The sequence below is a fragment of the Streptomyces sp. NPDC050263 genome, assembly GCF_040655955.1.
Lineage (GTDB): Bacteria > Actinomycetota > Actinomycetes > Streptomycetales > Streptomycetaceae > Streptomyces.
This window is the reverse complement of the sequence record NZ_JBFAKW010000072.1, coordinates 1-12,558: the sequence shown is the minus strand read 5'-3', so window position 1 is coordinate 12,558 and position 12,558 is coordinate 1. Positions and strand designations below refer to the sequence as shown.

The 12,558-nt window shown below is 71.2% G+C and carries 16 protein-coding genes and 3 pseudogenes; 9 read left to right on the top strand and 10 right to left on the bottom strand.

The window, feature by feature from the left end; all coding sequences use genetic code 11:
• The first annotated feature begins 55 nt into the window (after nt 1–55).
• Together AB0J04_RS28110 and AB0J04_RS28105 are read left to right on the top strand one after the other, a co-directional pair.
• Entirely contained in the window at nt 56–454 is a 399-nt protein-coding gene (locus tag AB0J04_RS28110) for a hypothetical protein (RefSeq protein WP_363171347.1), read from the top strand.
• A complete protein-coding gene (locus AB0J04_RS28105) occupies nt 451–1,617 on the top strand; it encodes a DSD1 family PLP-dependent enzyme (RefSeq protein ID WP_363171346.1) in 1,167 nt (388 codons plus the stop codon). Before AB0J04_RS28110 ends, AB0J04_RS28105 begins: the two co-directional genes overlap by 4 nt.
• 75 nt (nt 1,618–1,692) lie before the next feature.
• Here AB0J04_RS28105 and AB0J04_RS28100 read toward each other — a convergent pair whose 3' ends face one another.
• Both AB0J04_RS28100 and AB0J04_RS28095 read right to left on the bottom strand, forming a co-directional pair.
• Nucleotides 1,693–3,006, bottom strand: a complete 1,314-nt coding sequence (locus AB0J04_RS28100) for an aminotransferase class III-fold pyridoxal phosphate-dependent enzyme (protein ID WP_363171345.1) — start codon at nt 3,004–3,006, stop codon at nt 1,693–1,695.
• A gap of 55 nt (nt 3,007–3,061) precedes the next feature.
• Entirely contained in the window at nt 3,062–3,196 is a 135-nt protein-coding gene (locus AB0J04_RS28095; protein WP_363171344.1) for a hypothetical protein, read from the bottom strand.
• A 164-nt stretch (nt 3,197–3,360) separates the two neighbouring features.
• Here AB0J04_RS28095 and AB0J04_RS28090 point away from each other — a divergent pair, with 164 nt between their 5' ends.
• The gene (locus AB0J04_RS28090) at nt 3,361–4,074 is read left to right on the top strand and encodes a GntR family transcriptional regulator (protein WP_363171343.1); all 714 of its coding nucleotides are present in this window, start codon (nt 3,361–3,363) and stop codon (nt 4,072–4,074) included.
• A gap of 33 nt (nt 4,075–4,107) precedes the next feature.
• Nucleotides 4,108–5,274 carry an FAD-dependent oxidoreductase gene (locus AB0J04_RS28085; protein ID WP_363171342.1) on the top strand — a complete coding sequence of 389 codons (1,167 nt, stop codon included), beginning with the start codon at nt 4,108–4,110 and terminating at the stop codon, nt 5,272–5,274.
• A gap of 89 nt (nt 5,275–5,363) precedes the next feature.
• Here AB0J04_RS28085 and AB0J04_RS28080 read toward each other — a convergent pair whose 3' ends face one another.
• Genes AB0J04_RS28080 through AB0J04_RS28070 form a run of 3 tightly spaced genes read right to left on the bottom strand, consistent with a single transcriptional unit; the run spans nt 5,364 to nt 6,911 of the window.
• Nucleotides 5,364–5,777 carry an arsenate reductase ArsC gene (locus tag AB0J04_RS28080; RefSeq protein ID WP_363171341.1) on the bottom strand — a complete coding sequence of 138 codons (414 nt, stop codon included), beginning with the start codon at nt 5,775–5,777 and terminating at the stop codon, nt 5,364–5,366.
• A 25-nt stretch (nt 5,778–5,802) separates the two neighbouring features.
• Entirely contained in the window at nt 5,803–6,540 is a 738-nt protein-coding gene (locus AB0J04_RS28075) for an aquaporin (protein WP_363171340.1), read from the bottom strand.
• On the bottom strand, nt 6,537–6,911 hold the full coding sequence (locus AB0J04_RS28070; protein ID WP_363171339.1) for a metalloregulator ArsR/SmtB family transcription factor: 375 nt from the start codon (nt 6,909–6,911) through the stop codon (nt 6,537–6,539). Before AB0J04_RS28070 ends, AB0J04_RS28075 begins: the two co-directional genes overlap by 4 nt.
• 105 nt (nt 6,912–7,016) lie before the next feature.
• On the opposite strand from AB0J04_RS28070, the gene arsM reads away from it, so the two are divergent.
• Nucleotides 7,017–7,916 (top strand): arsenite methyltransferase, encoded by a 900-nt coding sequence (arsM, locus tag AB0J04_RS28065; protein ID WP_363171338.1) that lies wholly within the window; start codon nt 7,017–7,019, stop codon nt 7,914–7,916.
• A gap of 106 nt (nt 7,917–8,022) precedes the next feature.
• Nucleotides 8,023–8,535 carry an NAD(P)H-binding protein gene (locus tag AB0J04_RS28060; protein ID WP_363171369.1) on the top strand — a complete coding sequence of 171 codons (513 nt, stop codon included), beginning with the start codon at nt 8,023–8,025 and terminating at the stop codon, nt 8,533–8,535.
• Here AB0J04_RS28060 and AB0J04_RS28055 read toward each other — a convergent pair.
• A pseudogene (locus AB0J04_RS28055) lies at nt 8,513–8,593 on the bottom strand (MarR family transcriptional regulator); the annotation flags it as partial. The gene AB0J04_RS28060 and the pseudogene AB0J04_RS28055 overlap by 23 nt on opposite strands.
• Before the next feature lie 4 nt (nt 8,594–8,597).
• Between AB0J04_RS28055 and AB0J04_RS28050 the strand changes: the two are divergent.
• Nucleotides 8,598–8,904: pseudogene (locus AB0J04_RS28050) on the top strand (TetR/AcrR family transcriptional regulator); the annotation flags it as partial.
• A gap of 124 nt (nt 8,905–9,028) precedes the next feature.
• On the opposite strand, the gene AB0J04_RS28045 reads toward AB0J04_RS28050, so the two are convergent.
• Nucleotides 9,029–9,220, bottom strand: coding sequence for a hypothetical protein (locus AB0J04_RS28045; RefSeq protein ID WP_363171337.1), 192 nt, complete (start codon nt 9,218–9,220; stop codon nt 9,029–9,031).
• An 83-nt stretch (nt 9,221–9,303) separates the two neighbouring features.
• On the opposite strand from AB0J04_RS28045, the gene AB0J04_RS28040 reads away from it, so the two are divergent.
• Nucleotides 9,304–9,783, top strand: a complete 480-nt coding sequence (locus tag AB0J04_RS28040) for an SRPBCC family protein (protein WP_363171368.1) — start codon at nt 9,304–9,306, stop codon at nt 9,781–9,783.
• 78 nt (nt 9,784–9,861) lie between these two features.
• Here the strand turns inward: AB0J04_RS28040 and AB0J04_RS28035 are convergent, their stop codons facing one another.
• Together AB0J04_RS28035 and AB0J04_RS28030 are read right to left on the bottom strand one after the other, a co-directional pair.
• Nucleotides 9,862–10,032, bottom strand: a complete 171-nt coding sequence (locus AB0J04_RS28035) for a hypothetical protein (RefSeq protein WP_363171336.1) — start codon at nt 10,030–10,032, stop codon at nt 9,862–9,864.
• A 197-nt stretch (nt 10,033–10,229) separates the two neighbouring features.
• Nucleotides 10,230–11,087 (bottom strand): SigB/SigF/SigG family RNA polymerase sigma factor, encoded by an 858-nt coding sequence (locus AB0J04_RS28030; protein WP_363171367.1) that lies wholly within the window; start codon nt 11,085–11,087, stop codon nt 10,230–10,232.
• 149 nt (nt 11,088–11,236) lie between these two features.
• On the opposite strand from AB0J04_RS28030, the pseudogene AB0J04_RS28025 reads away from it, so the two are divergent.
• A pseudogene (locus AB0J04_RS28025) lies at nt 11,237–11,407 on the top strand (iron-containing redox enzyme family protein); the annotation flags it as partial.
• 17 nt (nt 11,408–11,424) lie between these two features.
• Here the strand turns inward: AB0J04_RS28025 and AB0J04_RS28020 are convergent.
• Complete coding sequence (locus AB0J04_RS28020; protein WP_363171335.1) at nt 11,425–12,420, bottom strand: helix-turn-helix domain-containing protein; 996 nt, start codon at nt 12,418–12,420, stop codon at nt 11,425–11,427.
• Nucleotides 12,421–12,558 lie beyond the last annotated feature (138 nt).

The following is a 12,558-nucleotide window of genomic DNA, read 5'->3' as shown; positions in this document are numbered from 1 at the left end:
GGACCGGGCCGGGCAGCTGGCCGCCGCACTGTCGGCAGACCGACCCGGCGTCCGCGTGGCCGACGCCGAGGAGGCCTGCGCCCGGGCCGATGTGATCGTCACCGCCACCACCGCCCGGGCCGACACCCCGCCCCTGTTCCGGGCCGACCGGATCCGCCCCGGCACCCACATCTCCTGCATGGGCGCCGACGCCCCCGGCAAGCGGGAGCTGCCCCCCGAGCTGTTCGCCCGAGCCCGCGTCTTCTGCGACCTGCCCGAGCAGGCCCGCCGCATGGGCGAGAGCCGGAACGCCCCCGAGGAGACGGTCCTCACCCCGCTCGGCGAGGTCCTCGTCGGCCGTGCCCCGGGACGCCGTGACGCCGCGGACGTCACGATCTTCGACAGTTCCGGGATCGGTCTGCAGGACCTGTACCTCGGTCTGGCCCTTCTCGAGGAACTGGACATCACGCTGTGAACGCCACCCCGCTCACCCCCGGTCGTACCCTGGCCGATCCCGACACCCCGTTCGCGGTCGTCGACGTGCACAAGGCCCGGCGGAACATCGAGCGCCTCGCGGCCAGGGCCGACCGACTCGGAGTCGCCCTGCGCCCGCACGTCAAGACGGCCAAGAGCCTCGACGTCGCCGCCCTCATGAACGGCGGCACACCCTGCCCCGTGACGGTCTCCACCCTCGCCGAGGCCGAGGCGTTCGCCGACGGCGGCTACACCGACATCACCTACGCCGTCGGCATCGACCCCCACAAGCTGGCCCGGGTGATCGCGCTCCTGCGCCGCGGAGTCACCCTGCGCGTCCTCCTGGACAGCACCGAGCAGGCGACCTTCGTCGCGCAAGCCGCCGCCCGGGCCGGGATCGGCATCCCCGCCCAGATCGAGATCGACTGCGACGGCCACCGCGGCGGCCTCAGGACCGACGCCCCCGCGCTCCTCGACATCGGCCGCATCCTGCACGACGCCGACTGTCTGGACGGCGTCCTGACCCACGCGGGCGAGTCCTACTTCGCCTACTCCCACGAGGAGCAGCGGCTGGCCGCGAAGAACGAACGCGACACCGCCGTCACCGCCGCCGGGAAACTGCGCGCGGCCGGGCTGCCGGTGCACACCGTCAGCGTCGGCTCCACCCCGACCGCCCACGCCGCCGAGGACCTCACCGGCGTCACCGAACTGCGCGCCGGCAACTACGTGTTCTTCGACCTGGTCATGGCCGGACTGGGCGTCTGCCAGGTCGACGACCTGGCGCTGTCGGTCGTCGTCACCGTCATCGGACACCGCCCCGAGTACGGCTGGATCCTCACCGACGGCGGCTGGATGGCCATGTCCCGCGACCGCGGCACCGCGAACCAGTCCCAGGACCAGGGCTACGGCCTGGTCACCGACCTGGCGGGCAACCTCGTCGAGGGTCTGGTGATGAGCGCCGCGAGCCAGGAACACGGCACCCTCACCGCCCGCGACGGGGCCGTCCTGCCCGAACTGCCCATCGGCGCCCGCCTGCGCATCCTGCCCAACCACGCCTGCGCGACGGCGGCCCAGCACCGCGGCTACCACGTCGTCGACAGCACCCTGCCGACGACCGACGCACCCGCCGTCCGAACGGTCTGGAACCGCGTCACCGGCTGGTGACCGCCCTGCACTCCCGCTCGCCCTCGCCGGTCCGCCGACCGGCAGACGACCCCCACTGCACCGACAGCCCCCGGCTCACGGCTGCCCCCGCAGGAGGCCGTCGTCGCGCACCCGCCGTAGCGCCGCCCGCGCGCGGTCGGCGACCTCGTCGAGATCTCGCTGCTCATGGGCCGTCGACAGGTACATCTTGAAGCCGGGGTAGGCGAACACCCCGGCCCGGATGAGTTCGAGGCCGAAGGCGCGTGACGCGACCCGGTCCTGTGCGTCGTACGAGCTCTGATCCACGACAGGCCCGGGGCCGAAGACCGGTTCGATGAACGCTCCCGGCCCGATCACCTGGAGCGCGACGTCGAACTCGGCCGCCACGTCCAGCAGGCGCTCGCGCAGCGCCCGGCCCGACTCGGCCATGCGGCTGATCCCGTCCTCGTCCTCCAGGACGCGCAGCGTGGCGAGCCCCGCCGCGCACGACAGAGGATTGCCGAGCGTGGATCCGCTGACGTAGACATCGGGTTCGTGCGACCTCCCGGCGGCCTCGATCGGCCGGGCGGCGGCGAGTTCGATCAGCTCCCGCCGGCCGGCGACCGCGCCGATCGGAAGCCCGCCGCCGAGCGCCTTGCCGAGCGCGCACAGGTCCGGGGTCACGCCGTACAGTGCCTGCGCGCCGCCGAGAGCGAGCCGGAAACCCGTCACCACCTCGTCGAAGACGAGTACGGCGCCGATCCGGTCGCACAGGGCGCGCAACCCGGCGAGGAAACCGGGGGCCGGCTCGATCGCGCGCTGCACCGGCTCCACGATGATCGCGGCGAGGCGCTCTCGACGGGCCTCGGCCAACCGGGTGGCCGAGGCGAGATCGTTGAACGGGGCGTGCAGCACGTCCGCGGCCACCGCGGCCGGAACGCCTCCGCAGGCGGGTCCTTCGACCGCCCGGCCGTAGTCGTGCGAGCCCAGGTATCCGCCGTCGAACTTCAGGATCATGTCGCGACCGGTCGCGCGCCGGGCGAGCCGCAGCGCGCTGAAGGTCGCGTCGCTCCCCGACGCGCAGAACTTGACCGCGTCGGCGCACGGGACCAGTTCGACGATCCGCTGCGCCAGCCGCGCCGCCGACGCGTTGAGGTAGTAGTACGTCGTGCCGTCGCGCAGCTGGCGCTCGACGGCCTCGACGACACGCGGATGAGCATGCCCGAGGACGAGCGGCCCGCAGCTCATCACGAGATCGATGAGCTCCCGCCCGCGCGTGGTCCTGATCCGTGACCCGGCGCCCGACGCGATCACGAAGGACAGTTCGTCGGGCAGGCGGAACGCGCCCAGGCTCGCGTCCGGCAGCGCCGAGTCCGCGGCAGGCGGGTCGAAAGGCGAGTCGGCGCTGCCCTGATGCACGATCTGCCGCACCTTTCGCACCTCCTGGTCGGTCGGTCTCCGCACACGGACAGGCGCCCGGTGTTCGTCACCCCGTTGCGGGCCGGGCCCCTGGCCCGGCCCGCTGCCCGCCCTGCTGTCCGTTGAAGTACTTCCTGGCCTGAGTCCTGCCCAGCGGGGTCGGGAAGAGTCCCTTCCCGTTGATCTGTACGAGCGCCTTCACGGCCGACTCCTCGGACTTCAGGACGTTGATTCACGCCCGCACTCGGTCCGCCGGGAGCTCCGGCTTCTCGGCGAGGTCCGGCGGAGGACGGGCCGGCCTGGGCGAGGCTCTTGAACGCGCGGTAGTCTATTGACCGGTCAATTGGCTTAATGTACGGTCCAAGAGTGACCGTGCCGCTCTATGTACAGATCAGGCGAGAGTTCGAAGCGAAGATCCGGGCCGGGGCCCTGGCGCCCGGCTCGCGCTTGCCGAGCGAGATGGATATCCGCGCCGAGTACGGCGTCAGTCGTGCCACGGCCCAACGGGTCCTCAACGACCTGGCCGAGGCGGGGCTGGCGATCCGCCGACGGCGCCATGGGACGTTCGTCGCGGATGTGACGCGGCAGATCAATCTGCTCAACTTCGTCACCCCCGCGGTCGCCGCGAAGGGCGTGCCGGGCAGGCACGATGTGGTTTCCGCGCGGATCGTCAGGGCCGCCGACGCCGTCCTGGCCCTCCCGGGCGCCTCCGCCGACACGGCCGTGGTGGAACTGGTCCGCCGCAAGCTGAACGTGCGTGAGGAGCCGCAGTCGGTCGAGCGGCACGTCGTGCTCTTCGCGGCCGCCCCGGACCTGCTGGACCAGAACCTCGAAGACGTCGTCACCCTCCCGTATCTACAGCGCAGAGGCGTGCCGATCGACGCGATCCGGCTCTACCTCGACCCGGTGGTCCTCGGCGAGGACGACGCCGCCCTGCTGCACAGCGAGAGCGGAACGCCCGCGCTGATGAGGCGCAGGGAGTTGCGTGCCGGTGACGGCAGCGCCGTCGAGGTGGTCACGACCGTCGTCCGACCGGGAACCGCCGAGTTCTTCCTGGAGCTTCCCGTCCCCGCGATGTGAGCAGCGTGTCGCTGCCAGAGAGGAAGGCACACAATGAAGGTCATCATCGTCGGTGCCGGTGTGCTGGGGGTGAGCGTCGCAAGGCAGCTCGCCGTCGCCGGCGAGGACGTTCTCCTGCTCGATCAGCGGGGAGTCGGCGCCGGTACGACCGCGACCACGTTCGCCTGGACCAACTCCAGCCGAAAGCTCGACCCGGACTACCACCGGCTGAACGTCGCGGGGATGGAGGAGCATGCCAGGCTCGCCGGGCAACTGCGCGGCGCCCCGTCGTACTTCCCCAGCGGGGCGCTCCAGTGGGCGGACGCCGCGAACGAGCGGAGGCTCGCCGACAACGTGGCTCGGCTGCAGTCCCTCGGCTACCCCGCGCACTGGGTCACCCCCGACGAAGCGGCGCGCATCGCGGGCGGCCTGCGCATCCCGGCGGCCGTCACGTCCATCGCGCATTTCCCCGGCGAGGGTTACGTTCTGCCGGAGCGTTTGGTCGACAACCTGCTGGCGGACGCCGAGCGGCACGGAGCCAGGTTCATGGTCGGCGAGGTCGAGGCCGTCGACGACAGGCCGGACGGCGTGGCCGTCACCCTGGCCGGAGGCGATGTCCGCACCGGCGATCGAGTCGTCCTGGCGACGGGCCGCTGGACACAACGGCTCGCCGCACGGGCCGGAATCGACATTCCCATGGTGACGGACACCGGTCGCGGAGCGCAGACCGTCGGCCTGCTCGGGTACGCCAGGTCCCCGCAAGTCGACCTGCGCTGTGTGGTCCACAGCCCCGGCCTCAACCTCCGCCCCGCCGCCGGCGGGCATACCGTCCTGCAGGCACTCGATCTGAACGCCGACGTCGACCCGGCCGACCCTCCGTCCGCGGACAGCGCCGTCGCGAGCACCCTCCGACAGCGGTTCTCCGCACTCCTGGCCGAGCCGGGCCGGACACCGGAGATCGACCTGCGCATCGGCTTCCGGTCACTGCCCGCGGACGGCCACACCGTCGCCGGCCATGCCCGCGCCCAGTCCCGCGTCTACTGCCTCGTCTCGCACAGCGGGGTCACCTTGGCGCCGATTCTGGGACGCCTGGCCGCGGCCGAGATCTCAACCGGCGAGGAAGAGGACCTCCTGGCGACCTTCCGGCCCACCCGATTCACCGGCCTACGGCGCTCGGAGATCGAGGTGGATCAACACGCCACCGGTCTGGGCGACCAGTAGCCGACGGCCCGCCACGCCGATTCCGCGACGAAGGCGGTCGGCCAGGGTCTGGAACCGGCGCGAGTGAACCGGCGCGAGTGGTCCGGCCGTCAGCCGGGCGCCACTTCCGAGATCAGCGCCCGGACGCGTACCTCGATCGCGTCCCGGATCGGGCGGACAGCCTCGACGCCCTGCCCGGCAGGGTCGTCGAGCTGCCAGTCGAGGTACCGCTTGCCCGGGAACACGGGGCAGGTGTCGCCGCAGCCCATCGTGATGACCACGTCGGACGCCCGGACCGCCTCCACCGTGAGGATCTTCGGGGTCTCGGCGGAGATGTCGATGCCGGCCTCGCTCATCGCTTCGACCACGGCCGGGTTGACGGTGCCGGCCGGGGCGGAGCCGGCGGAGCGGACTTCGAGGCGGTCGCCTGCCAGGTGGGTGAGGAAGGCGGCGGCCATCTGGGAGCGGCCGGCATTGTGGACGCAGACGAACAGCACCGTAGGGCGCGAGGCGGAAGCACTCATCGAAGGTGACTTTCTCGGGGCGTGGTCAGGAAGAGACGGGTTCGGGCTCGCCACCCGGGACGCCGGTCCCGCGGCGGGCCGCAGCGGCGGTCGGGCCGTAGACCGCGGCCACGATGCCGAGCCCGAGCGCGGTACCGAGCAGTTGCGCGGCGATGAACGGGACGACGGACGCGGGTGCGATACCGGCGAAGGTGTCGGTGAACGCCCGTCCGACGGTCACCGCCGGGTTCGCGAACGAGGTGGAGGAGGTGAACCAATAGGCGGCCCCGATGTAGGAGGCCACCGCGGCCGGAGCGAGCGCGGCACGGCCGATCCGGCCCAGGCCGACGACCAGCACGATCAGCCCGGCCGTGGCGACGACCTCGCCCAGCAGAAGGTGGCCGGCGGACCGGTCGTGGGTGGAGAACTCGACCAGCGGCTCGGCGAACATCGCGTCGGCCAGGACCGCCCCTGCGACGGCGCCCACGATCTGGGCGGGCACGTACACGGCGACGTCGCGCAGGGTCAGGCCGTCCGGATCACGGCGTCCGGTGAACCAGGCGGCCAGCGTCACGGCGGGGTTGAAGTGCGCGCGGGAAACCGGCCCCAGCAGCAGGATGAGCACACCCAGGCCGAACGCGGTGGCGAGGGAGTTGGCGAGCAGTTGCACGCCGACGTCACGCGACAGCTCGGTGGCCTGGATGCCGGAGCCGACCACCACCGTGACGAGCAGGCCGGTCCCGATCGCCTCGGCGGCCACCCGGCGGCCGAGGGAGGCGTTCACGTGCCGGCTCCGGCGGGCTGCCGGGCGGTCAGGAACGCGGCGATCCGGTCCAGGACGCCGGGCAGCACCCAGTAGTAGACCCAGGTCCCGCGCCGTTCGCAGTCGATGAGGCCGGCCTGCCGCAGAAGCTTGAGGTGGTGGGAGATCGTCGGCTGGGACAGGTCGAAGGCCGGGGTCAGCTCGCACACGCAGACCTCGCCGCCCTCGCCACGTGACGCGATCATCGACATCAGGCGCAGCCGGACCGGGTCGCCCAGGGCCTTGAAGACCTTCGCCAGCTCGGCGGCCTGGTCTTCGTCCAGCGGTGCGGCGGACAGGCCCGGGCAGCAGGCGGCGTCCTGGCCGATCACCTCAAGCTCTTGTTTCGACATGCCTCTATGTTGACGTTTTTCGATCCAGGGCGCAAGGTTGCATCAATGAACGTCAATACAGGCCGTTCCGGGCCCGTGCTGCGGCCCGTCACCTGGGAGTGAGTCATGAGCGAACAGTCCACCGACCTGCGTGAAACCGTCCGCCGGCGGTATGCGGCGGCGGCCGTGCAGGTCACCGAGGGCGGCAGCGCCTGCTGCGGGCCCGAGGCGGTCGAGGTCGACGAGAACTTCGGCTCCACCTTGTACGCCGCCGGCGAGCGCGACGCGCTGCCCGCCGAGGCCGTCGCCGCCTCGCTCGGTTGCGGCAACCCCACCGCCGTCGCCGAACTGCGCAAGGGCGAGCGTGTTCTCGACCTCGGTTCCGGCGGCGGGATCGACGTCCTGCTCTCCGCCCGCCGCGTCGGCCCCGCCGGCAAGGCGTACGGGCTGGACATGACCGACGAGATGCTGGCCCTGGCCCTCGCCAACGCCGAGAAGGCGGGCGCGACGAACGTCGAGTTCCTCAAGGGCACCATCGAGTCCATCCCGCTCCCCGCGGGGACCGTCGACGTGGTGATCTCCAACTGCGTGATCAACCTGTCCACCGACAAGCCCGCGGTATTCGCCGAGACCTTCCGCGTGCTCAAGCCCGGCGGTCGCATCGGCATCTCCGACGTCGTCGCCGACGACGCCCTCACCGCCGCGCAGCGGGCCGAACGCGGCGACTACGTCGGCTGTATCGCCGGGGCGTTGTCCTTCGCCGAATACCGCGCAGGACTGGAAGCGGTCGGTTTCACGGACATCGAGATCGCTCCCACCCACGCGGTCGCCGACGGTATGCACTCCGCCATCGTCCGCGCCGGCAAGCCCGCCACCGCCACCGGCCCGGACACCGCCGCGACGTCCGCGACGGAAGACTCCTGCTGCGGCGTCAACGCCTGCTGCACCCCGGACGAGCAGGCGACCGACCCGTCCGTCACCGCCGGCGAGGCCAAGAGCGCCGCCGGATGCGCCTGCCAGAGCTGAAGACATGTCCTGACGGGAAGGCGCAGTCGCCCGATGCGGTGATGGCGTCACGCCTCTTGCCCGGAGGACTCCCGCCCGGCGGGGGCAGGTCGGCAGTGCTCCCGTCCTGCGAAACGGACAGCTGTCCGCTGGCTTTCCAGTAGCGGACGGTTGTCCGTTCCGGCGTGTCGTCGTCGACCGATCGCGGTGCGGCGAGCTCGACGGCCCCTCGTCCGCATCCTGTCTCCACCGCATCCTGTCTTCTCCGACGGAAGATCTCTGCTGCCATGAGGCTGCTCATCCTCGGCGCGACCGGCCCCCACCGGCGGCCACCACGTCGCAGGGCGTCTCCCGCCCGGTGCGGCTGTCGTCGTTCGGCGTCGGTCGCGCCTTCGACTGGTCGAGCGCAACGCAGAAGGCGATCTACCGCACGCTGCTGCGGTCGATCTACGCGGACAAGGCGATCGCGGACGAGCGGATCCGCTCCAGCGAGTCGGACTGGACCGCGGTCCTCCCGACCAGGCTGACCAACGGCCCGGCCGGGGGCGTGTTCAGTGCGGGTGACCGGATGCCGCCGCACATCGCCGTCCACGACGGGCGGCGGCACCGCATCGGGCCGGCTGAAGTCCCTCGGCGATGATCTGCATGATCTCGCCGAGGGACTTCTGCTGTTCCGCGCTGAGCCGGTCGAACACCGCGTTGCCCGAGGGCAGGCAGCAGGTCGCCGCCGAGGCGGTGCGGTACGTGGGGGAAGCGGTCGCCCGGGTACCGCGCGGGGAACTCGACGCGGGCCCGGTCGCCGGACTGCGGGCCTTCCTGGCCCTGTGGAGCGGGCATCGTCGTCGACAGCGACTTCCGGGCGGGCTGCCCCGTACTCGCCGTCTCCGTCGAGGAACCGCCGGCCGACGAGATCCCGCCGGCGCTCGCCGCGGCCGCCGAGGCGTTCGAGGGCGGGGAGCAGTTGCTCGCCGAGGCGCTGCGGGACCACGGCGCCGACCCCGAGCAGGCTCTCCGCGCGCTGCGGGGTGTCACCCCTCGACTCCACTGACCCTCCTCCTGGACTCCGGAGCGGACAGATGTCCGCTTGGGCCGCCTGAGCGGGTGGCGAACACCATCCCGGCGGCCCTGCGCCGTCAGGCCGAGCGGTCCATCGCACCACCGATCAGGGCTTCGAGTTGCTGCGCCACCCGGTCCAGCGGCTGCATCGTGCGCTTCGCGCGGCACATGGCGATGGCGTCCTCGACGGACGCCACGACGAGGGCCGCGAGCCCCCGGGCGTCTTCACTCGCTCGGCGCTCGTCGACGCCCAGGTCGCTTGAGCGCATGGGGACCGCACAGGGCGCCTTCCCTGATTGGCAGCCCTCGATGTGGGCACCCGGCGATGGACATGACGATCCGGGAGGTGCTCGTGGCAGTACGGCATCGGTTGGTCAAGGCGACTCCGCGGACGGTGTGGGCCGTTCTGGCGGACGGCGATCGCTACACGGAGTGGGTGGTGGGAGCCTCGGCGTCACGGGAGACGCGGGGCCGGTGGCCGGAGGTGGGCGCCGCGCTCTCTTACGAGGTCAGGCTCGGCCCGGCTCGCCTGACCAACGAGACGGTCGTGCGGCGGTGCGAGGAACCGACCGCTCTGGAGCTGGAGGCGAAGGCGGGCGCGCTCGGGACGGCGCGCATCGCGTTCGAGCTGCGCTCGTGGGGCGATCAGTGCCTGGTCATCGTGGACGAGCATCCGCTGGGCGGCGTCGGCGGCCTGCTGCACAACGCGGCGGCGGAGGTCGTCATCCAGCTGAGGCACCGTGCCGTGCTGGCCCGCCTCGCCCGTATCTGCGAGGCGGAAGAGCGGATCGCCGAGGGCACAAGCGCGGTCTCGGCTGTGGGCGGTGTCTGACGCGCCGGTGATCGACGAGGCCGGGCCGACCCGGACCGGCCTTTCCGCGCCCTCAGCCGACCGCGGCCGGCGCCGGTGTCATCGGATGGGGCGTTCGTGCAGGCGGCGGGAGGACCGCACGCCGAAGTAGGCGATGTCAGCCACCACGATCACGATGCCGATGATCAAGAGATAGAACAGCCCCTCCGCCACCGCGCCGATGAGTCCCAGGACGACGGCCACGAGCAGCAGGAACAGGAAGATCGCCATGAGGGTGTGTCTCCTCTGCCGAGGGTTCGGGCAGTCGCCCGGTTTCAGGGTCCCGGGTACCCCCATTTCGACCGCCTATCCAATGCCGGGAGGGCTTTGGATTTGCACGCAAGGACCGTGAGCGCCTGGACAGCCGGTCTGCGCGGTGGCTGGAGGACGGGCTCGGTGTGGCAGACCCGCGGGCTCGTCCGGGTGGTTCATCCGGGCAGGAGACCCCTGCGGAGTTTGGCCAGGGTGCGGCTCAGCAGGCGGGAGATGTGCATCTGGGACACGCACAGTTCGCGGCCGATGTCCGCCTGGGTCATCTCCTGGCCGAAGCGCATCTCGATGATGGTCCGCTCCCGGTCGTCGAGCCGTTGCAGCAGGGGGCCGAGCGAGTGCAGGTCCTCGAACAGGTCCAGTGCCGGGTCGACGTCGCCCATCGTGTCCGCGTAGGTCGGCGCGCCGTCGGCTTCGGCGTCGCCGCCCGGGGTGTCGATGGAGCCGGCGATGTAGCCGTTGGCGGCCACGAGGCCCTCGATGACCTCGTCGTCGGTCCGCTCCAGGTCGGCCGAGAGTTCCTTGACCGTGGGAGCGCGGCCCAGCGTGCTGGTGAGTGCCTCCTTGCTCTTGGCGAGCTCGATGCGCAGCTCCTGCAGGCGTCGTGGGACGTGGACGGCCCAGGTGGTGTCGCGGAAGAAGCGTTTGATCTCGCCGACGATGTAGGGGATCGCGAACGAGGTGAACTCGATCTGACGGCTCAGGTCGAACCGGTCGATGGCCTTGATCAGACCGATCGTGCCGACCTGGATGACGTCCTCCGTCTCGCCGCTGCTCCGGTTGCGGAAGCGGCGGGCCGCGAAGGACACCAGGGACACGTTCATCTCGATCAGCGTGTTCCGGGCGTACTGGTACTCCGGGGTGCCTTCTTCCAGCGTCCGCAGCCGGTCCAGGAACAGTTTGGACAGCACGCGCGCGTCCTTGGGGGCGACCTTGCTCCCGTCCTCGATCCACGGCAGGTCGTCCAGGACGTCGGGTGTTCTCGCGCTGACGGCGGTCGGTTCGCGGGCATTCATGGAAAGGGTCACGGTGCCGCCTTAGCTGGAAACCAGGAGAAGCGTCTCCTGCCCCGTCCGACCGCATACATGTCCGGACAGCACGAGTGCTGACGGTCGGTCCGCCGAACGACGCGCGGGGCGATGTCACCCGCGTCGTGCAGCGACAGCAGAGGATCGTCCGCCGGGAAGTCGTCGTGGGCCTCCTCGAGGAGGAACCTCACCTCGACGGCGGTGTCGCTTTCGGAGTGGACGCCACCGCGTATCTCGAAGACCGCCTTGCCGAGCGTCTCCTCGGCGCGTGGCGGACCGGGGAGTCATCGGCTGCCCTACCGGTCTGACCGACGTGCCGACGACGTCAGATCCAGCCGCGTTGTGTTGCCCGCCAGCCCAGTTGGATGCGGTTGTCTGCGCCGGCGAGGTCCATCATGTGCCGGATTCTGCGGGTGACGGTGCGCAGGGACACACCGAGTTTGCCTGCTACGGCGCGGTCGGTGAGGCCTGCCAGCAGGAGGTCCAGGATCTTGGCGTCGAGGGGGGCGAGTCGGGCTGGGCCCGGGACGCCGTCCGCGTAGGGTATCGGGACGCCTTCTTTGACCGTGCGGGAGTTCAGCGGGTACGCCTCGGTCCACGTCTTCTCGAAGAGCGTGACGAGCGGGCTCAACAGGCCGCTGGAGTTGATCAGGACGGCCCGGGGTGTGTCCTGCGGGTCGGCGAAGGCAGGCACCAGTGCGATGGCCGCGTCGGCGATGACCATCGACACGGGCAGTTCGGCGGCGATGGCGATTTCCTGCCCCCGGCCGAGCGCCTGGTCGATGTCGACTCTTGCACAGGGGTCGGCTAAGTAGGACTGCTCGATGACCGTTCGCATGCGCAGCCCTCGTCCCGCGACGACGGCTTCGGCGGGGTTGTCCCGCGGCCCGACCGCGACCGGCGGGGCTTTGGTGAAGCCGCATATCTCGCGCTCGGCCGATTCCAGGACCTGAAGGAAGCGCCGGCTGATGGGTTGTACTCCGGTCACGATCTCGATGAGGCCGCCCAGGTCGCGACTGGCGGCGGCACGGTGGCGTTCAGCCAGTTCGGTGATGGCGAACTCGACCTGGTGCAGCACGTCCCGCCGGGCGGCGAGCAGTGAGCCGAGCGTGACGGTGGGCGGACCGGCGACATAACAGCCGGGTTCGTCGGGTGCGGCGGTGACCAGACCGTGGCGGGCGAGGCTGCCGAGTGCTTCCACGACGGCGTCTGCCGGGTGGTCGAGGGTCGAGCCGAGTGCGGCCGTGGTGGCTTCGCCGCGGTCGACAAGGTGCAGGTAGACCTCTTCCTCGACAGGGCTCAGGCCGAGACCAGCCAGCATGGGGCCCGCCCTCCTTCCGGCCGACAACAGGTGGATCAGCACAGCCTAGTGCCGCGGCAGGCAACGTTTGCCCGTCAAGGAGCGGCGTCCGGTGCGTGCTCTCGGTGTGCCGGCCGGAAGTCCTCGTACTGGACGTAC